Origin of the sequence: Rhodoferax sp. (genome assembly GCF_034520025.1) — a bacterium.
Lineage (GTDB): Bacteria > Pseudomonadota > Gammaproteobacteria > Burkholderiales > Burkholderiaceae_C > Allorhodoferax.
The window spans coordinates 684,975-704,145 of the sequence record NZ_JAXHNZ010000001.1 but is presented as its reverse complement, the minus strand read 5'-3'; the positions used below and the strand labels follow the sequence as shown (position 1 = coordinate 704,145).

The following is a 19,171-nucleotide window of genomic DNA, read 5'->3' as shown; positions in this document are numbered from 1 at the left end:
GTGCGATGGGGACTATTCAAGAATTATGACCCGCCTTGAGAATCAGGCTTCGGCGGCACACGCTCGTTTTGTTCAACGTGTCAGACGCCGGTACGCCACAGAATCCGCTCTGTTGCCCCCCGGCCTTCCGGGTAAAGCAGCTATCGCCTCACTAGCGTCATCCCTAGAAACTGAAGGCCATGAACCGGGCCATGTGCTGCGGATCACGCGGCAGCTGATACTGGAGAGGTTGGCTACTTTGGACTGCGAAGAAGGGTCAACAGTAGAAGACGTTACCGCGTCGATGACTGCCCTGGCGGAGTGTTCGCTGGATCGCGCCTTTGCACTCAGTTACGCGGCTTTGAGCGCCCAGTACGGCACCCCCCTATCCCCCTCCGGCACCCCTGCGCAGTTATTGGTAGTGGGTATGGGCAAATTGGGCGCCCGCGAACTCAATGTCTCAAGCGATATTGACCTGATTTATGTCTATGACCAGGATGGCGAGACCACCGGCGACAGTGTGGGACGCGGCCGGATCTCTAACCAGGAGTTTTTTGCCAAGATGGTGCGCGGTATCTACGCACTCATCGGAGACAGCACAGACTACGGCTTTGTGTTCCGGGTGGACTTGGCGCTCCGGCCCAACGGAAACTCCGGACCTGCAGCGGTGTCGCTAAGCGCCCTTGAAGAGTATTTACATGTGCAGGGGCGTGAATGGGAGCGATTTGCGTGGCTCAAAAGTCGCGTAGTGGCACCTGCTGCGGCAGTGGGGAGTGCCTTTGCATTGCAACTTCGCGCTGTCGTAGTGCCATTTGTTTTCCGGCGCTATCTGGACTACAACGTATTTGATTCCCTCCGGGTGCTACACCGGCAAATCCGGGACCATGCCGCTAAGCGCAGCGCCGGGCGGCCCGAGCGCAGTAACGATGTCAAACTATCGCGCGGCGGAATCCGGGAAATTGAGTTCACCGTTCAATTGCTGCAAGTGGTGCGCGGCGGGCAATTTCCAGACCTGCGCACCCGACCGACAACCAGTGCGCTAGGCCGTTTGGTGCGTGCGGGCTTGATGCCCCCAACAAGTGCCACTGCGTTGGCTGAGGCCTATGTTTTCTTGCGCAAGGTGGAACACCGTATCCAGTACCTCGATGACCAACAAACCCATGTTTTGCCCACCAACGAAGAGGATTTGTGCTGGATCGCGTTGACGCTGGGCCTGCGCGACAGCAGTGAGCTACTGCGGGAACTCGACCGGCACCGCGAGGTCGTGGCGCAAGAGTTCGATTCTTTGCTCGGTGGCAGTGAGCCTGCCTGCAAGGGCTGTACCGGCAAGCATAGCCCCAACGCCATGGACTTGGAGTCCGTGCTTCCCAGTCTGGCAGGCGGCTTCCAGTCAAGGATCAAAGACTGGCAGAGCCACCCCAGGGTTCTGGCACTGAAAGATGAATCGCGATACCGCCTGCTGAGACTGATTGTGCGCACCGGACAGTGGATCGCCGAAGGCCGCACCACCGAGGACGCAGCTGTCCGGCTCGCGGACTGGATGGAGCCCCTGCTGCGCAGAGAGAGCTATCTGGCTATGCTGCTGGAACGCCCGCAGGTGCACGAACGCCTGCTTCGCATGTTGGGCGCGGCCCGCTGGCCAGCGCGCTACTTGCTCAAGCATCCTGGAGTCATTGATGAGCTGGCGGACAGCCGGACCTTGGATGATCGGTTTGATGCCTTGCTATTCGAAGCGGACTTGGAGCGGCGAAGATCAGCACTCCAAATCAGCGGAGAGGATGATGACGAAAGCCTGCTCAACCTCTTGCGCCGGGCTCACCATGCCGAGATTTTCCGAACGCTGACACGCGATATTGAAGGGCGCTTGACCGTTGAACAAGTTGCGGATGACTTGAGCGCTCTAGCGCAATCTGTTCTCAGCGTGACGACACGCTGGTGCTGGATGCGGCTGAAAAACCGGCATGTCGAAACGCCGAATTTCGGCATCATCGCGTATGGCAAGTTGGGAGGGAAAGAGCTTGGCTACGGCAGTGACCTCGATATCGTGTTCGTCTACGACGATACCGATGACCGGGCCGCCGAGGTGTACTCCGCACTGGTGCGCAAGCTCATCAACTGGTTGACCGTCAAAACCGGTGAGGGCGACTTGTATGAAATCGACACGGCCCTGCGACCGAATGGCAACTCCGGCCTTCTGGTCACCAGTTTCGATGCTTACTCCAATTACCAACAACAACGCGGTAGCAATACCGCGTGGACGTGGGAGCACCAGGCCATTACCCGGGCCCGCTGCGTATTTGGCAGCGCCGCTTTGGCACAGCGTTTTGAATCCGTGCGCCATGCCGTGATCTGCAGCCCACGGGATGTGCCCTCGCTGCGGGCTGAGATACACCACATGCGAGACCGTGTGCGACAAGCGCACACAGTGCAGCCTGACTTTTTCGACGTCAAACATAGCCCCGGCGGCATGGTGGATATCGAATTCGCGGTCCAGTTTTTGGTGCTTAGCTATGGGCGCATTCATGCCTCGTTGTTGGATAACGTCGGAAACATTGCGCTGTTGCAGCGCGCGCAAGCCGCGGGGCTACTGCCCGGCTCGATGGGCTCCGATGCGGCGCAAAGCTACCGGGAGCTGCGGCACATCCAGCACACGGCCCGACTCAACGAAAGCCCGACCACGATCGTGAGCACAGCGCTACCGGCCGAACAGGCTGCGGGCCTTGCTCTGTGGGCACACGTGTTCGGAACTTGATGCGCGTTGGCACCAGCGTCTTACGAGGCGCTTGCCCGTATCTTTTTTACCAAACCAGTAGTGGAATAACCACTCACAAACGGCAGAGCCTGTGCCCGCCCGCCCCACGACTCCACCAAGCGGGTTTCGGGCAGAACCGACATGTCGTAGTCGCCGCCCTTCACCAGGATATCCGGGCGGATGCGGGCGATCAAGGCCTCTGGCGTGTCCTCGGCAAACCAAGTGACCAAGTCCACAGCGCCTTGACTCGCCATCACGACCGCGCGATCCGCCTCCGCGTTGAGGGGGCGGTCATCTCCCTTGCCCAACCTGCGCACCGATGCGTCCGTGTTGAGCGCCACAATCAAGCTACCGCCCAAAGCACGAGCCTGTGCGAGGTACAGCACATGCCCGCGGTGCAAGACATCGAAAACGCCATTGGTGAACACCCAAGGGCGAGGCAGCACTGCCAACGCATCGGACAAGCTTTCAGCAGGCTGGATTTTGTCGAGGAAAGCAGGTAATGGAGCAGATGAAGTCATGGGCAGCATCCTAGCAGCCCCATTTGCCGGGAGGCCGTGGCTTAAGTACGGTCCGTTGCAGCCGATGGAAACTGCATAATCACCCGGCCCTATGCACCTTGTCCCCATCAATATAGAAACCATCCGCATCGGATCGCCGCTTCCTTTTCCATTGATGGACAAGGACGGGGTACTGCTGGCCCGCAAATCGTATGTGATTTCCTCGCGCCGGGATTTGGAAGAGTTTTCCCAGCGAGGCGGTGGCTTGTTTATCAATGTGGCGGACTCGGAAGCCCTGCACCGCGCTTATGTCGAGCACCTGTACGAACTAGTGCGCGACGACAGGTCACTCGGAGAAATCGCAGATACCAAGCTGTCGGGCGATGCACTGATAGAACGTCAAGCTGCGCAAGACGACCGCATGGACTGGCTGGATCTTCAAGCCATCTCCAACGCCCTTTTGCGCGACACACAACCAGCGAGCTTTCGCAGCCGCCTGGATCGCTTAATGCGCCAACTGCAACGCCACAGCCAGCGCAACCCCGATGGGACTCTGTTCGCCCTGATTTATCTGTCTGCTGCCGAACTCCGCATGTACAGCGCGACCCATGCCATGCTCGTGAGCGTCATGTGCATGATGGCAGCCAAAGAGGTGCTGAACTGGTCGGTTGAGGATCAGCGACTAGTAGGAGTCGCAGCGCTCACGATGAATGTCAGCATGACAGAACTGCAAGACAGGCTGACAACGCAAGTCGAGCCGCCCTCATTAGCGCAGCGGACAGAAATAGACCAACACGCGGAGCGCACCGTGGAGCTGCTTGGCCGTATGGGGATCACTGACCCCGATTGGCTCGAAGCCATACAGTGGCATCACACCGCTCCGCCGGGCCCTTTGGCGCCGCGCAATCGGGGTGAGCGCCTCGCCCGCCTGATTCGGCGCGCTGATATGTTCGCCGCCCGCTTGGCCCCCAGAGCCTCGCGCATGCCGATTTCTCCAGCCGCCGCGATGCAGGCTTGCTACTTTGACGAAAACCAGGCGATCGATGAAACCGGTGCGGCGATTATCAAAGCGGTGGGCATTTATCAGCCCGGCTCCTTCGTGCGCTTGGCTACCAACGAGGTTGCCGTCGTGATCCAGCGTGGGTTGAACACCACAACGCCCAAAGTAGCGGTGTTAGTGAACCGCAGCGGCGTACCCACTATCGAGCCCACCATTCGCGACACCACCGTGCGCGACCACCGTATCGTGGCCAGCGTGGCACACAAAGAGGTCAAGGTTCAGCTGAATTTGGAGCGGCTGCTTCCGCTCACCGCCCTTCCAAAATCAGACCGCCCCTGGTGAAGCTTCCGGAGCCGCAGCCAAGTCTTTGGAGAGCTCCTTGCGGTATTTGTTGAGCTCTTGGACAGTAGTGAAGCTGCGCTCCATCAGCAAACTCAGGTTGTGAAGAATGCGTTCGACCACTTTGGTCTCCCAGACCGCATCAAAATTGATCTGACGGTCCAGCCAGTGCTCCAACCACTCCGGGTTTGGCAGACGGCTCTGAATCGTATCGCGTGGAAACAACGCTTTGTTCACATGCAAATTCGTGGGGTGGAGCGCCTGCGCTGTGCGGCGCGCACTTGCCATGAGCACGCCCACCTTGGCAAATGCAGACTTTGCCTCGATCCCGAACTTGCCGATAGCGCGTTTCATGTACTTGAGGTAGGCACCGCCGTGGCGGGCCTCGTCCTGGCTGAGTTTGGTGTAAATCGCCTTGATTACCGGCTCTGTGTGCCAATCGCTCGCGCGGCGGTACCAGTGGTTGAGTCGGATCTCACCGCAGAAATGCAGCATCAACGTTTCCAATGCCGGTGCCGGATCGAATTCGAAGCGCACGGCATGCAGCTCTTCTTCGGTGGGCACAAGATCAGGACGGAATCGGCGGAGGTATTCCATCAACACCAGTGAGTGCTTTTGCTCTTCAAAAAACCAAATGGACATGAACGCTGAAAAGTCGCTGTCACCGCGGTTATCGCGCAAGAACATTTCCGTGGCAGGCAATGCAGCCCACTCGGTAATCGCATTCATTTTGATCGTCGCAGCCTGCTCATCCGACAGCTGAGCGGGATCAAAGCTCGCCCATGGGATATCTTTTTCCATATCCCAGCGCACGGATTCGAGTTGCTTAAAGAGTTCGGGGTACAGCATGACGACCTTTCAAAACTGAACAAATTCTAGACGGAAGCTGTGTCGGTAGCTTGACAGGTTCAGCGGGAGTCCCTTGGACCTGCGCCGCAAAAACCGCATAAAAAAAACAGACACACACAACTTCTCTTGCGATATATTACCAATCAGTCACAAAATTACCAACACGTTCATAAAAATTACACCTATGAGACTCGCGATCATCGGCTCCGGCATCTCCGGCCTTGCTGCGGCTCACCGTCTGCATTGCCAAGCAGACATCACTTTGTTTGAAGCTGGTGGCTACTTTGGGGGGCACACCAACACCGTAGACATTACCTTGCCAAGCCGAGGCGGCCCCATGACCCATGGGGTGGACACAGGTTTTTTGGTATTTAACGAGCGCACGTACCCTCACTTGATTGCCCTGCTGGCCGAGTTGGATGTAGCGACTTCAAAGTCGGATATGTCGTTCTCGGTGCAGGTTCCCCACGCCAAGGGCGGCAAGCCGCTGGAATGGAGTGGATCCTCTCTGGACACGGTGTTCGCCCAGCGGAGCAATTTAGTCAACCCAAGGTTCTTGCGTATGCTGCGAGACGTATTGAGGTTCAATCAGCTCGCGACAGACATTGCCACCCGAAACGCTGAAACTGAGCTCATGCAACCACTGTCGGCCTTCTTGGACCAGCACCGGCTGTCTTCAGAATTTCGGGACTGGTACTTCTTACCCATGCTTGGTTGCATCTGGAGCTGTCCGACGGACCAGATGCTGCAGTTCCCTGTGGCGACCATGATCCGTTTCTGCCATAACCACGGCTTGATCCAAGTCAGCAACCGTCCGCAGTGGTGGACGGTGACTGGCGGAGCTCGCCACTATGTGGAGAAAATCGTTGCAAAAATCCCCGACAAGCGCCTCAACACGCCGGTCCACCGCATCACCCGGGATGAACACGGAGTGCTGGTGACCACCGAAGGCAACACCGAGCGATTTGACAAGGTCGTACTGGCCTGTCATTCGGACCAGAGCTTGGCAATGCTGGCAGACCCCAGCCCCGCGGAACAAGCGACCTTGGGCGCTGTCCGATACCAAGCGAATACCGCGGTGCTACACACCGACACTTCCGTCCTGCCACAGCGCCGCAAAGCATGGGCTTCATGGAACTACGAGCGCAGCCAAGACGCAGGGCAAAACAACGCGCGTGTCTGCTTGCACTACTTACTGAATATGCTGCAGCCCCTGCCCTTCGAACAAAGCGTAGTGGTGTCGTTGAATCCTGTGTCGGAAATCAAAGCCGAACACATTCATGGAACCTGTGACTACGCCCACCCCGTGTTCGATCTTGGCGCCATTCAGGCGCAAGCTGCGCTTCCCGCGCTGCAGGGGCAGCAACATACCTATTTCAGTGGCGCCTGGACAGGCTATGGTTTCCACGAAGATGGCTTGAAATCCGGCTTGGAAGCAGCCCGACTGCTCAAGCAGCACGCAGGCCTTGCCGCTTAAGTCACTATGCATCCGTCCACCGTTCCACGCATCGTGCCAGCACACTCCGCGCTGATCGGATTTGGTGAAGTCCGACATGCACGTCATCGCCCTGTACGCAACGTGTTTTCCTATGGCACCTATTTTTTGATGTTGCCCATGCGCAGCTTGCAGGCCCAAGGAGACGGTGCACTCGCACGGAACCGCTTCGCTCCCATCAGCTTTTACGATACTGACCACGGGGACGGCCGGAGCATGAACGCCGGTGGTGCCCTGGGTTGGCTCGACGCGCTGCTGGCAAAGGAAGGTATTGCAGATGCCACTGGAGAAGTCTGGCTCCACTGCTACCCGCGGGTATGGGGTTTTACCTTCAAACCTGTGAGCTTCTGGTACTGCCACCGCACAGACGGTAGCCTGCGGGCGATCGTGGTGGAAGTGAACAACACCTTCGGAGAGCGGCATTGCTACTTGCTGGACGCCCCGCAATTCGGCCGCGAACTACAAGCAGCGAAGGTGTTCCATGTCTCTCCTTTTTGCCCGGTAGAGGGCGGATACCGCTTCCGTTTTATGGTGACCCCCGATATGCGCCGCACCGTCGCACGCATCGACTATCACGACGGCAATGGTGCACTGATCGATACCAGCGTGAGTGGCCAACTTGAGGCACTAAGCCCAGCAAGTATTCGCCGCGCGCTATGGCATTACCCCATGATGACGTGGGGCGTTGTCGTCAAGATCCATTGGCAGGCATTGAAGCTCTGGCTCAAGAAAGTGCCTCTCTTCCACAAACCCGTCCCGCCTGATACCTTAGTCAGCCGGTAGAAAACCAACCTTGTCATGAACCAGCCCGGAGACACCGTCATGAACACCAACACCCTGAAACCCTCACCGATCGCGGGCCAGGCATCTGGCGCGGCAGCACTTCCAGCAGGCACTCCTGCCGCTACACGCACCGTGTTCAAGTTGTTGCAACGACTCACGCACGGCAGCCTTAGCGTCCAACTGCCGGATGGCAGCGTTCATCGCTTCGGCAGCGACAGTTCCGCGCACGCCAGCCTGGTTTTGCACAACTGGAAACCTTTTGCGGCGGCACTCAAGTCTGGAGATATCGGATTCGCCGAGAGCTTTATTGCGGGTGACTGGACCACACCGGACCTGACCGCGCTACTCCGCGTTCTGGTTAAAAACCGCGCCGAAGTGGAAACCGTGATTTACGGTAGCTGGGTGGGTCGTCTGGTCTACCGGATCAAACACTTGCTCAACCGCAACACCAAAGCCAATAGTCAGAAAAATATCCACGCCCATTACGACTTAGGGAACGCGTTCTACAGCCTTTGGCTGGATGACACCATGAACTACTCGTCGGCGCTGTTCAACTCTGACCTCAAGCAGCCGATGGCCGGCGCCCAGAAGGCCAAAGTCCGCCGTGCATTGCAAGAGGTACACCTGAAGCCCGGCGACCGGGTGCTGGAAATTGGCTGCGGCTGGGGTGCGCTGGCAGAAATGAGCACCACCGAGTTCAACGCCCACATCACCGGCGTCACGCTGAGCACCGAGCAACTCGCATTCGCCCAAGAGCGCATGCGTCGCTTGGGAATGAGTGAGCGCGCAGACCTGCGCCTGCAAGACTATCGAGACATTCCTGACCCAGCATTTGACGCTGTGTGCTCCATTGAAATGATCGAAGCCGTTGGACGCGAGTTCTGGCCGACGTATTTCAGCACGGTGTCCAACAAACTGAAACCCGGTGGGCACGCCTGCATCCAAAGCATCGTGATCGAAGACGCCCTGTTTGAACGCTACATTGGCTCCACAGACTTCATCCAACAGTACATTTTCCCCGGCGGCTGCCTACCCTGCCCTCGCGAGTTCCACGCACAAGCCCGTGCTGCCGGATTGGAAGTGGTGAACGAACTGTCATTTGGGCACGACTATGCGGAAACCCTCAAGCGCTGGCGAGACGCATTCCTTGAAAAGCGTACCGAGGTCCTTTCCAAAGGCTTCGACGAGCGCTTTATGCGCATCTGGGAGTTCTACCTCTGCTACTGCGAGGCCGCCTTCCTGGAAGACAACATCGACGTCGTGCAGTACACCCTGCGCAAGCCCGCATAAGACACCGGCCGCCGCCATGCAACGCCGTCTCATTCTTGCAGCGGGAGCTGCCACCGGATGCAGCGGATTGCTGCCTCCCGCTTCCGCGAACAGCGTAGCAGTACCGGCTGAAATAGCCCGCGAAATGCCGGATGGTGTGCTCGCGGGCAGTGCCCGAATGCGCTATTTCGGCTTTTCCGTCTGCGATGCGCGCCTTTGGGTGCACCCACGCTTTCAGCTTGCCACCTATTGGCAACATCCACTGGCCCTCGAGCTGACCTACCAGCGCGACCTCAAAGGCTCTGCCATTGCCCAACGCTCGCTGGACGAAATGCGACGTAACGGTCCTATCGCGCCAGAGACAGCTTCCCTGTGGCTCTCGACCATGAACAGCATATTCCCGAACGTGGGCTTGGGCGACCGCATTGCAGGTGTCCACATGGTCGGTACCGGTGCGCGGTTTTGGTTCAACGGGCAATTGCGCTCCACCGTGCCGGACCCGGAGTTCAGCCGTTTGTTTTTTGGTATCTGGCTGTCTGATCGCACCAGCGAGCCCCGCTTGCGCGCCGAACTGCTCTCCGGCCTCCAGCCATGAGCACCACGCTGACCACCCGCCAAGGCCTGCGCTACGGCATGATGGGCCTGCCTTTGGCCTTTGTCGCTCTGCCCTTGTATGTGGTCTTGCCGAACCACTACGCCAAGACATTCGGCGTCTCCATGGCTGCACTGGGAGGCGTACTGCTTTTCGCCCGGTTGCTGGATGCGTTTTTTGATCCGCTGCTGGGACGGTGGAGCGATGCACTCTACCAACGCGGCACACGAGCACTCTTGCAGCGCGCGGCTGCGGCCTGTGTATTGCTTGGCACAGGGTTTTACGCACTTTTCTTTCCGTGGGTCTCTGACCCGCAAGCCTTGTTGTATTGGGCCGCTGGCACGCTACTGGTGACGTATCTTGCCTACAGTTTTTTGAGTATCAGCCACCAAAGCTGGGGCGCCATGCTGGGTGGCGACGAAAGTTACCGCAGCAAGGTCGTCGCTTGGCGCGAAGGCCTCGGTCTTGCAGGTGTAATTACAGCCGCCATTACACCCGTAGCCCTTGGTTTACCTGCGACTACCGCTATATTTTTCATAGCAATTAGTGTGGGCTTGTGGTTATGGACACAAGCACCTACTCCCGCCGCGCCATCAGAGGCAGACCACGCAGACGGCCGCACCAGCCCGCACTCGGTGTGGCGTCCGTTGGGACGACCTGATTTCAGGGCATTACTTGCTGTGTTTGTCGTAAACGGCATTGCCAGCGCCATTCCGGCCACTTTGATTTTGTTTTTTGTGCAAGACCGGCTGCAAGCCCCCCCAGCTATGGAGCCGCTATTTTTAGGCAGCTACTTCCTGTGCGGCGCATTGGCCATCCCCTTGTGGCTCAAAGTTGTGGGCCGGATCGGCCTTGCCAAAACTTGGTTGTGCGGCATGTTGCTGTCGATCGCTGTGTTCATTTTTGCCTCGCAACTGGGGGCAGGCGACACCGTGCAGTTTGTGCTGGTGTGTGCTTTGTCCGGCGTAGCGCTGGGCACCGACCTCACCATACCCGGCGCATTGCTGGCAGGGCTGATCGCCCGCCAAGGCGATCAAGGCCAAGCCGAGGGCGCTTACTTCGGCTGGTGGAACTTTGTCACCAAACTCAATTTGGCTTTGGCAGCTGGAGTGGCGCTACCCGCATTGGCGTGGTGGGGCTACGCGCCCGGCGCCCGCGATCCGGTCGCGCTGAATGCACTCACCGTGGCCTATTGCCTTTTGCCCTGCGGCCTCAAAGCGCTCGCGGCCGGCCTGCTCTACACCCTGATTTTGCGGAGGTCTCCATGAAACGACGTTTACTTCTTGCTGCCGCCACCGGCAGTGCCCTCGCACTCGGAGGTTGTGCCTCGCAATCTATCGACCAATACCGCAACGACAAACCGGTGCTCGATCTCAAAGAGTATTTCAACGGTACTTTGGATGCCTACGGCGTCTTCACAGACCGCTCGGGCAGCGTCGTCAAGCGCTTCACTGTCGTCATGAACTGCAGCTGGCAAGGGGATCAAGGAGTGCTCGACGAGGACTTCACTTACTCGGACGGCACCAAGCAGAAACGGATCTGGCGCCTCACACGGCTGGCCGATGGGCGCTACACCGGTACTGCCGACGATGTGATCGGCACGGCACAAGGCCAAGCACGCGGCAACGCGTTTTACTGGGCCTACACGCTGAGTTTGCCAGTGGACGGAAGCGTCTACGAAGTGCGATTTGATGACTGGATGTACCTGATGACGGACAAAGTCATGCTCAACAAAGCCACCATGAGCAAATTTGGTGTGAAGTTGGGAGAGGTCACTCTCTCATTCACGCGGCGCTGAACTATGTCCAAAAATCACTTTGCAAGCGCCGGGAACGGCAATAAAGCCCCCCCGCAAGCAGCCACTACAGCCTGGCCCTCGTTATGGGAATCGCTCAACCCCCGCATTACCGACTGGGCCGGTAAACGGGTGTGGCTGGTGGGTGCCTCGACAGGAATAGGTGAGGCCACTGCCTCGGCTCTGCATGCACAAGGCGCGATCGTGACCGTATCCGCTCGTAAGCGGGATGCGCTACAAGCCTTTGTAGATAGTCACCCGGGCAGCCACGCACTCCCCCTTGATGTGTCGGATGCAGCAGGGGTGGAGGCCGCCGCACGCGATGTGCTGGCGATGGGCCCTTTGGACTGCGTGGTCTATTGCGCAGGTCACTACAACGCCATGCGCGCTTTTGCCATGGACGTTGTTGATATGGAGCGACACCTGCAAGTGAACTACATCGGCGCGCTGCAGTTGTTACACGCCGTGATTCCAGCCCTCCTGGCCCAAGGCCATGGCCACATCAGCCTGGTCGGCAGCGTAGCCGGCTACCGTGGCTTGCCCAACAGCCTTGCCTATGGCCCCACCAAAGCTGCAATGATCAACTTGGCCGAAACGCTGTACCTTGATTTGCGTAATCGGGGGGTGGGGGTGTCACTTATCAGTCCGGGCTTTGTGCAAACGCCACTGACAGCCAACAACCAGTTCTCCATGCCGGCCCTCATTACGCCGGCAGAAGCAGCCCAGGCCATGTTGCGAGGTTGGGCACGCGGCCAGTTTGACATTCACTTTCCGAAGCGATTCACGCTCTGGATGCAGCTCTTGCGGCTACTGCCGGACCGTGCGTTTTTTGCCCTAGTGCGACGGATTACCGTATGAATACGGCTCAAAAGCCCGCAGCAGACAACTCAGCTGCCGTTGTGCGCGTGGTGGATTTCTTTGAAGGGCTGACGCCCGAAACGGTTGTGGACTTGCGGACCATCTATTCGAGCGATGCCCGCTTCAAAGATCCGTTTAACGACGTCACCGGCTTGGGTTCGATTGAGCGCATCTTTCAGCACATGTTTGTAGCACTGGAAAGGCCCCGGTTCGTCGTCACCGAGCGTGTCCTGCAAGGGAGCCAATGCTTCTTGACTTGGGAATTCCGATTCAAATTCCGACGGTTTGACACAGACTCCGAACAGGTCATTCTCGGCGCCAGCCACCTGGTGTTTGATGACACAGGCCTTGTCTGCCTGCACCGCGACTACTGGGACGCGGCTGAAGAGCTGTACGAGAAGCTCCCGCTCGTAGGAAGCCTGATGCGTTGGCTCAAAAAAAGAGCCAACAGCTGAGCGTAGTTAGCGCATCCCCGCTTCAAGCGCCGAAATCTTGCTGCTCTGAAAATCCATAGGGGGACGTGGCTGCCACCAATCCCGTAGCGAAGCAAAAACATTGCGGCAACCGGTGCACTTGTATTCGCCGGTGGCTTGCAGCGAACCATTGGCTGAGCGCTCCAGCACTCTCTGGTAGCTTGTGGCACCACACTCGCGGCATCTATAGACAGTGTTGTACGTCTTCATGATGTGCGCAACTGTAAAGAATCATGCGCTTTTTGGCGAGTGTATTGTTGTAATCCGTTGTAAACACGCGGCTTCCGGGCCGTTTTCGCCCAGAAAGCCGCGCGGGGCTTAGGCAGGCAAGGTATCAGCGAAGCTTGGCCGCTGCGAAAGCTTGTCAAACAATTTGGCCAGGCTGGCGTGTTCATTGCGCCAAGCGATGTCGGGGAAACGGAAATCAAGGTAGCCAAGTGCACAACCCACCGCCAAATCCGCCAGCGTAAGGTGAATGCCAGCGCAGAACGGCTTATCGGACAGACCACGTTCCATGGCTTTGAGTGCCTCGTGGATTTTGAGCAGCTGCCGGTCAATCCAAGCTTGGCTGCGCTCGGCCGGCGCGCGACCTGCCCACGCAGCCTCCAAGCGGGCGAGGACTGCGGCTTCCATCAGGCCATCAGCCAAGGCCTCCCAGGTCTTGATCTCCGCGCGCTCGCGACCCACGGTGGGAATCAATTTTCCAACAGGGGACAGGGTATCCAGATACTCCACAATCACCCGGGAATCAAACAGCGCCTCTGCACCCTCCATGATCAGACAGGGGACCTTGCCCAGTGGATTGGATTCGGCAATGCGTGTGTCAGCAGCCCAAACGTCTTCGTGGATCAAGACGTAATCAAGTTTCTTCTCGGCCATCACAACACGGACTTTGCGAACGAAGGGGCTTGAGGTGGATCCGATGAGTTTCATGAGCGCTTTGCAGTTAACTAGCGCATGATTCTATCCAGCGGGGCCTGCCCCCACACCCTGCGGTCATTGCAGTGGCGCACAACCTACAATCGGGAGATGACCTTCTCCGCCATTTCCGCCCTCTCTCCGCTGGACGGCCGCTACGCCGCCAAACTTGCCACCTTGCGCCCGCTGACCAGTGAGCTGGGCTATATGCACCGCCGTGTGCAGGTAGAAGTGGCCTGGTTTATTGCCTTGAGCGACGCTGGCTTTGACGAGTTCAAACCCCTGACCCCCGGCGCCCGCACCTACCTGCTGGGCTTGGTGAAGAACTTCTCGGAAGCCGACGGCGAAGCCATTAAGGCTATTGAAAAGACCACCAATCACGATGTAAAAGCGGTCGAATACTGGATCAAATCCAAGTTCGAAGCCCGGCCCGAACTGGAAAAAGCCGGGGAGTTCGTGCACTTTGCCTGCACCAGCGAAGACATCAACAACACCAGTCATGGGTTGCAGTTGCGCGCCTCACGCGATGTCGTGGTGTTGCCAGCATTGGACAAAATCGTCCTCAAGCTGCGAGACATGGCCCACGCTTACGCCGATGTGCCCATGCTGAGCCGCACTCACGGCCAAACAGCGAGCCCGACCACCGTGGGCAAGGAAATGGCCAACGTGGTCGTCCGCCTGCAAGCAGCCTGCGACCGCATTGCCAACGTGAAGATTCTCGCCAAGATGAACGGCGCTGTCGGCAATTACAACGCCCACCTGAGCGCCTGGCCCGACTTCGACTGGGAAGCTTTCAGCAAAAAAGTGGTCGAAACGCCCGAACCACTTGGCTTAGGCCTGACTTTCCAGCCTTACAGCATCCAGATCGAGCCCCATGACTACATGGCGGAGCTGTTTGATGCCGTAGCGCGCACCAACACCATCTTGATTGACTTGAGCCGTGACATTTGGGGCTATGTGTCCTTGGGTTATTTCAAGCAAAAGCTCAAGGACGGCGAAGTGGGTTCGTCCACTATGCCGCACAAGGTTAACCCCATCGACTTTGAAAACGCCGAGGGCAACCTGGGCTTGGCCAATGCAGTGCTTCGCCACCTGAGCGAAAAGTTGCCGATTTCCCGCTGGCAGCGCGACCTGACTGACTCCACCGTACTGCGCAACATGGGCGTAGCCTTGGGCTACGCCGTGCTGGCCTACAGCTCGCTGATGACCGGCTTGAACAAGCTCGAGATCAACGAATCCGCCATCGCCGAAGACTTGGACTCATCGTGGGAAGTGTTGGCCGAACCCATCCAAACCGTGATGCGCCGCTTCGGATTGCCCCAGCCCTACGAGCAACTCAAGAAGTTCACCCGGGGTGCAGCCATGACCCGTGAGTTGATGCAAGGCTTTATTGCAGGTTTGGACATTCCAGAAGCTGAGAAAGAGCGCCTGCTGGCCATGACCCCCGGTAGCTATACCGGTAAGGCGTCTGAACTCGCGAGACGCGTTTAACACCCCGTGCGGCTTGTGCCGCTTCCCCCTTGCAGGGGGCAATGCCAGTGGACCGGCTAAGCCGGCCCCACGGCATTCCTGAAAACACTCCCCCTCGCACCCAAGCCATGGCACTCAAATCCACCATCTATAAAGCCAATCTGCAAATTGCAGATATTGAGAACAGCTATTACGCCGACCATGCGCTGACCTTGGCTCGGCACCCGAGCGAGACGGACGAGCGGATGATGGTCCGCTTGGTGGCGATGGCTTATAACGCCCACAAACTTCAAAGTGTGTGCAACGGCGATGGCACTTTGGCCTTCGGCGCCGGTTTGTCCGACCCTGAGGATCCGGACGTTTCGCTCACTGATTTCACTGGTCAGAAACGCCTGTGGATAGAGGTGGGTCAGCCAGAGGACAAACCCATCTCCAAAGCGTGCAATAAATCTGATGCGGTGTTGTTGTATCCGTTTGCCCACTCAGCGGACATTTGGTGGAAGGGCATAGAGTCGAAATTGAGTCGCTTGGACAAGCTGCAGGTTTGGCGAATCCCGTCTGCAACCTCACAAGCGCTAGCAAAACTCGCCGCCCGCAGCATGCAATTGCAAGCGACGGTTCAAGAAGGTGTGCTCATGCTTGGCGATGGCAGTAGCACAGTCGATATTGAGCCGATCCGGTGGAAGTAGCACCCGTTTAAAGCCCAAACGGCCTTTAGCCCTCGACATCAGAGCGAGAGTAGCTATTATTTTTATAGCGAACTCGCTCTAGCGCGTGATTCTGCGGCACGCTCAGCGTAGCGGTTGAAGCGCCAAGAGGTAGCGTCAAGCGTGATACGACGCCAGGTGGCCCGCTTTTCGGCGGCTCCCATTTCCGGCCAAAGTTGCACTTCTTCAAAGGTGCGACCACAGCCCTTGCACAGCTCATCACCTTGGCTCGTCGAGCAAATCGCGATGCAAGGTGTATCGGGCGTGGTGTCGTACCAAGCCTGCCATGCGGCAAGCGCCTTTGCGGGCATGCTGAACTCGTCCGCCTCTGTCTCGTGGTAGTACACAAGCAAGGCGTAAACCTCAGCCAAGGCTCGGGTAGGCCCAGGGAGCGACACACCATCAGGCGAAGGCTCGCGTGCACGCCAGAAATTGATGGCCGACTCAATGTCGGTGATGTGTATACCTGCCACGGTGGGTGATTACCTGAAGTTCTTATGAGGGAGCGCATGATATCCCGCGGCTTCAAGCACGCAGGATTGAGGGACTTGCTGCAGAAATTTGCCCATTTTTTTGAGACGCGCAGTGATTTTGAAAAACAGCAATGCCCCCGAAGCCTATACACCTAAAAGTTTTATTGTTATATTGCTACTCGCTCCGAAGGGGAGTAGCTCCAAGCGCCGCAAGCCGCTTCGCCAGATCGTCAATACGAAGCTGATTGCTTCCGGTCTGTCGGGGATCCCGCACACGGGAGCCTGAGCAAGACCTTCGATTCGCGCCCCCTTGGAGGCAGAGTCGTTGGTGCAGCTGCCCCAGCTGTTTTGACACCTGTGCCTCCAGCGATTATTTGTCTCGTTGTTAGGAAAATTCATGGAATTCATGTCAGCACCCTGGTGGTCCGCCCTTTTGGCCATCGTTTTGATTGATCTGGTATTGGCGGGCGATAACGCGATCGTCATCGCGTTAGCAGCACGCAACCTCCCCCCCGCACTCAAGCAAAAGGCCATCATTTGGGGCACCGTGGGCGCGATCGTCGTCCGATCCGTCATGACTGTGGGTGTCGTTTGGCTACTAAAGATCCCCGGTCTCATGTTGGTGGGCGGCTTGGGCCTTTTGTGGATCGCCTATCAATTGCTTGCCGACCAAGGCGATGGCGACCATGAGGGCGCATCAGCCACCACATTCTGGGGTGCCATGAAAACCATCATCGTCGCCGACGCACTGATGGGCGTCGACAACGTGCTCGGTGTTGCAGGCGCTGCGCATGGCGCGATGGATTTGGTAATCATCGGCCTGCTGATCAGCGTGCCTATTGTGGTTTTCGGTAGCAACGTGGTTCTCAAGTTGGTGGAGCGCTTCCCTTCCATCATCATGATCGGCGCTGCTGTGCTGGCGTTTACCGCAGCAAAAATGGTCGTGCATGAGCCTTGGTTGGTATCTTTCTTTGGTACAGATGCTGACTTGACAAGTGCACAAAGCATGACCCGCTGGGCGGTCTATGTGCTGGCCATTGTTGCCGTGTTGGGCGCAGGCTGGATGGCGCAAAAGCGCAGCTCAACAGGTGATACCGCTGCTTAAGGTCTGAAAGATGGGCTCGGTGCTATCCTGAGCCCTATGAAACTTATTTTGAAATGGGCCTTATGCGCCGCTGCCTTATTAGCGGTGGCGCATTTTTACTCTGGCGTGCAGGTGCAGAGCTTCGGTTCGGCACTGATAGCCGCACTTGTGGTGGGTTTGTTCAACGCGCTGCTTCGCCCCATCCTTGTTGTCCTGACCTTGCCGGTCACGTTGATCACCTTGGGACTTTTTCTCTTCGTTATCAATGCCACGCTCTTCTGGTGGGCAGCAAGCCTGCTTGACGGGTTTGCCGTACGCGATTTCGGCGCAGCACTGCTCGGATCATTGATCTACACCGTGGCAGGCATGGTGATTAACTCAGCGCTCGACCGCTTGTTCCCGAAGTAACTGCTCGATCTGGCGCAAGCGCACATCCACGATCGACGCCTCAATGAGATCCGCTGGCTGGGCATTCGATTTCGACAAGGCTTGAGCCGCCTTCAGGCGAGCCACTGCAGAGGGGTAGTCGAGTTGCGCCGCATTCACTTCGGCCTCCGCGCGCACCGAGGCCACGATGCGGCCCTGTGCCGCGCGGGCCCCGGCAAGAGCTTGCCACATGGCAGCGTCAACCGGGTTATCCAATACCCACAGTTGTGCAGCATCGGCAGCAGCATCAGGCCGACCTAGCTGCGTTTGAATCTGGGCCCACATCAAGAGCTCTGCCCGGGTTTTAGGGGGTGCGGCTTGGTCCAGCGCCCACAGGGCATCAGCCGGGCGACCAGCAGCTAACGCAAGCTCTGCGCTCAGGTAGCGCCATTGCCGAGCGGCGTCAACGTCGTCAACAATCAGCTTCTTGAGAGCGACCCCGTAATTTTCGGCGCGGTCAAACTCACGCAACTTCACGGCTGCCAACATGGCACCATACAAGACGCCGGCCTGTTGATGAGGCGTGAGCTTCGACAACGCGGAAGACTCCGCTTCAGCGGACCAATTGCGGAGTCCATCGACATTTGCATTCGACAGCAACCGCGCCCTTGCAGACACCATACTGTGCTCAAAAGAGCCCCTAGGAGACATATCAGCGCCATCGGAAATCCGCGACTTCATGTCGGCAATACGCTCAGTGGTCAATGGATGGCTGCGCAGATACGGGAAATTACCAGCATCGTTATTGCGATTGGTCTGCTGTAGCTTTTCAAACATGCTGACAAAAGCACCAGGCGAAAAGCCCGCCTTGGTGGCGACCTCAAACCCTGCGCGATCTGCCTCGCGCTCCATGTCGCGCGAGAAGTTCAACTGCGATTGCGCCGCAACAGCCTGGCCGCCCACGATGACCGCGTTGGCACCCGCTGGGTTAGTGCTCGCAGCCAGCGCTCCCAAGATCATCGCGCCTATCAGCAAAGGCGTTTGCTCACTTTGCCGCCCGATCAGACGTGCAATATGCCGCTGCGTGACATGGCTCAGCTCGTGAGCCAACACCGATGCGAGCTCGTCTTTCGACGAAACGACACCCACAAGCCCCAGATGAATACCAAAGTAACCTCCAGGTAAAGCGAACGCATTCACGGTCCGGTCTCTCCCTTGAAGGAGCTGCCAAGCAAATGCGGCGTCCAACTCAGGAGAAAGATCACCATGCTCTCGCGCAGTGGACATTAAAGGACGCCAAAGAGATTGAAGGTAATCGGCGATAACTGAATCATCAAGATAATCTGGATCGCTGAATAGACTACGGGCGATTTGGTCGCCTAAACGACGCTCTTGAGCATAGGGAACCTCCGCAACGCCGGATTCACAGATAACCAAAACGCCAAAAAAAAGGAAAATCTTTAAGACAT

General features: G+C 57.8%; 20 protein-coding genes. 15 read left to right on the top strand and 5 right to left on the bottom strand.

Annotation, left to right across the window (positions count from 1 at the left end):
- The first annotated feature begins 25 nt into the window (after nucleotides 1–25).
- Nucleotides 26–2,731, top strand: coding sequence for a bifunctional [glutamate--ammonia ligase]-adenylyl-L-tyrosine phosphorylase/[glutamate--ammonia-ligase] adenylyltransferase (gene glnE, locus U5L73_RS03375; protein WP_322561032.1), 2,706 nt, complete (start codon nucleotides 26–28; stop codon nucleotides 2,729–2,731).
- Between the two features lie 20 nt (nucleotides 2,732–2,751).
- Here the strand turns inward: glnE and U5L73_RS03370 are convergent, their stop codons facing one another.
- Nucleotides 2,752–3,252, bottom strand: coding sequence for an adenylyltransferase/cytidyltransferase family protein (locus U5L73_RS03370; RefSeq protein WP_322561031.1), 501 nt, complete (start codon nucleotides 3,250–3,252; stop codon nucleotides 2,752–2,754).
- Nucleotides 3,253–3,343: 91 nt separating this feature from the next.
- Between U5L73_RS03370 and U5L73_RS03365 the strand changes: the two genes are divergently transcribed.
- Entirely contained in the window at nucleotides 3,344–4,573 is a 1,230-nt protein-coding gene (locus U5L73_RS03365; protein WP_322561030.1) for a hypothetical protein, read from the top strand.
- On the opposite strand, the gene U5L73_RS03360 is transcribed toward U5L73_RS03365, so the two are convergent.
- Nucleotides 4,556–5,419, bottom strand: coding sequence for a ferritin-like domain-containing protein (locus tag U5L73_RS03360; RefSeq protein ID WP_322561029.1), 864 nt, complete (start codon nucleotides 5,417–5,419; stop codon nucleotides 4,556–4,558). The genes U5L73_RS03365 and U5L73_RS03360 overlap by 18 nt on opposite strands.
- 184 nt (nucleotides 5,420–5,603) lie before the next feature.
- Between U5L73_RS03360 and U5L73_RS03355 the strand changes: the two genes are divergently transcribed.
- Genes U5L73_RS03355 through U5L73_RS03320 form a run of 8 tightly spaced genes read left to right on the top strand, consistent with a single transcriptional unit; the run spans nucleotide 5,604 to nucleotide 12,666 of the window.
- Nucleotides 5,604–6,896: an NAD(P)/FAD-dependent oxidoreductase gene (locus U5L73_RS03355; protein WP_322561028.1), complete on the top strand. Its 1,293-nt coding sequence runs from the start codon at nucleotides 5,604–5,606 to the stop codon at nucleotides 6,894–6,896.
- A 6-nt stretch (nucleotides 6,897–6,902) separates the two neighbouring features.
- Entirely contained in the window at nucleotides 6,903–7,697 is a 795-nt protein-coding gene (locus U5L73_RS03350; protein WP_322561027.1) for a DUF1365 domain-containing protein, read from the top strand.
- A gap of 39 nt (nucleotides 7,698–7,736) precedes the next feature.
- A complete protein-coding gene (locus U5L73_RS03345; protein WP_322561026.1) occupies nucleotides 7,737–8,987 on the top strand; it encodes a cyclopropane-fatty-acyl-phospholipid synthase family protein in 1,251 nt (416 codons plus the stop codon).
- Between the two features lie 16 nt (nucleotides 8,988–9,003).
- Complete coding sequence (locus U5L73_RS03340) at nucleotides 9,004–9,561, top strand: chalcone isomerase family protein (protein WP_322561025.1); 558 nt, start codon at nucleotides 9,004–9,006, stop codon at nucleotides 9,559–9,561.
- Entirely contained in the window at nucleotides 9,558–10,826 is a 1,269-nt protein-coding gene (locus U5L73_RS03335) for an MFS transporter (protein WP_322561024.1), read from the top strand. The genes U5L73_RS03340 and U5L73_RS03335 overlap by 4 nt, the downstream gene beginning before the upstream one ends.
- Complete coding sequence (locus U5L73_RS03330; RefSeq protein WP_322561023.1) at nucleotides 10,823–11,356, top strand: DUF3833 domain-containing protein; 534 nt, start codon at nucleotides 10,823–10,825, stop codon at nucleotides 11,354–11,356. Before U5L73_RS03335 ends, U5L73_RS03330 begins: the two co-directional genes overlap by 4 nt.
- 3 nt (nucleotides 11,357–11,359) lie before the next feature.
- Nucleotides 11,360–12,211: an SDR family NAD(P)-dependent oxidoreductase gene (locus tag U5L73_RS03325; protein ID WP_322561022.1), complete on the top strand. Its 852-nt coding sequence runs from the start codon at nucleotides 11,360–11,362 to the stop codon at nucleotides 12,209–12,211.
- Nucleotides 12,208–12,666 carry a nuclear transport factor 2 family protein gene (locus tag U5L73_RS03320; protein WP_322561021.1) on the top strand — a complete coding sequence of 153 codons (459 nt, stop codon included), beginning with the start codon at nucleotides 12,208–12,210 and terminating at the stop codon, nucleotides 12,664–12,666. The genes U5L73_RS03325 and U5L73_RS03320 overlap by 4 nt, the downstream gene beginning before the upstream one ends.
- A gap of 336 nt (nucleotides 12,667–13,002) precedes the next feature.
- On the opposite strand, the gene U5L73_RS03315 is transcribed toward U5L73_RS03320, so the two are convergent.
- Entirely contained in the window at nucleotides 13,003–13,617 is a 615-nt protein-coding gene (locus U5L73_RS03315; protein ID WP_322561020.1) for a glutathione S-transferase N-terminal domain-containing protein, read from the bottom strand.
- A 96-nt stretch (nucleotides 13,618–13,713) separates the two neighbouring features.
- On the opposite strand from U5L73_RS03315, the gene purB reads away from it, so the two are divergent.
- The gene (purB, locus tag U5L73_RS03310; protein ID WP_322561019.1) at nucleotides 13,714–15,093 is read left to right on the top strand and encodes an adenylosuccinate lyase; all 1,380 of its coding nucleotides are present in this window, start codon (nucleotides 13,714–13,716) and stop codon (nucleotides 15,091–15,093) included.
- Nucleotides 15,094–15,200: 107 nt separating this feature from the next.
- Nucleotides 15,201–15,761 carry a YaeQ family protein gene (locus U5L73_RS03305; protein ID WP_313874796.1) on the top strand — a complete coding sequence of 187 codons (561 nt, stop codon included), beginning with the start codon at nucleotides 15,201–15,203 and terminating at the stop codon, nucleotides 15,759–15,761.
- 62 nt (nucleotides 15,762–15,823) lie between these two features.
- Here the strand turns inward: U5L73_RS03305 and U5L73_RS03300 are convergent, their stop codons facing one another.
- Nucleotides 15,824–16,252 (bottom strand): DUF3717 domain-containing protein, encoded by a 429-nt coding sequence (locus tag U5L73_RS03300; protein WP_322561018.1) that lies wholly within the window; start codon nucleotides 16,250–16,252, stop codon nucleotides 15,824–15,826.
- Nucleotides 16,253–16,364: 112 nt separating this feature from the next.
- Here U5L73_RS03300 and U5L73_RS03295 point away from each other — a divergent pair, with 112 nt between their 5' ends.
- The 3 genes from U5L73_RS03295 to U5L73_RS03285 all read left to right on the top strand — a co-directional run bounded on the left by U5L73_RS03295 (nucleotide 16,365) and on the right by U5L73_RS03285 (nucleotide 17,744).
- A complete protein-coding gene (locus U5L73_RS03295) occupies nucleotides 16,365–16,538 on the top strand; it encodes a hypothetical protein (RefSeq protein WP_322561017.1) in 174 nt (57 codons plus the stop codon).
- 111 nt (nucleotides 16,539–16,649) lie between these two features.
- A complete protein-coding gene (locus U5L73_RS03290; RefSeq protein ID WP_322561016.1) occupies nucleotides 16,650–17,357 on the top strand; it encodes a TerC family protein in 708 nt (235 codons plus the stop codon).
- 36 nt (nucleotides 17,358–17,393) lie between these two features.
- Nucleotides 17,394–17,744 carry a phage holin family protein gene (locus tag U5L73_RS03285; RefSeq protein ID WP_322561015.1) on the top strand — a complete coding sequence of 117 codons (351 nt, stop codon included), beginning with the start codon at nucleotides 17,394–17,396 and terminating at the stop codon, nucleotides 17,742–17,744.
- Here the strand turns inward: U5L73_RS03285 and U5L73_RS03280 are convergent.
- Nucleotides 17,715–18,902, bottom strand: coding sequence for a M48 family metalloprotease (locus tag U5L73_RS03280; RefSeq protein ID WP_322561014.1), 1,188 nt, complete (start codon nucleotides 18,900–18,902; stop codon nucleotides 17,715–17,717). The two genes, U5L73_RS03285 and U5L73_RS03280, sit on opposite strands and share 30 nt — an antisense overlap.
- Between the last annotated feature and the right edge of the window lie 269 nt (nucleotides 18,903–19,171).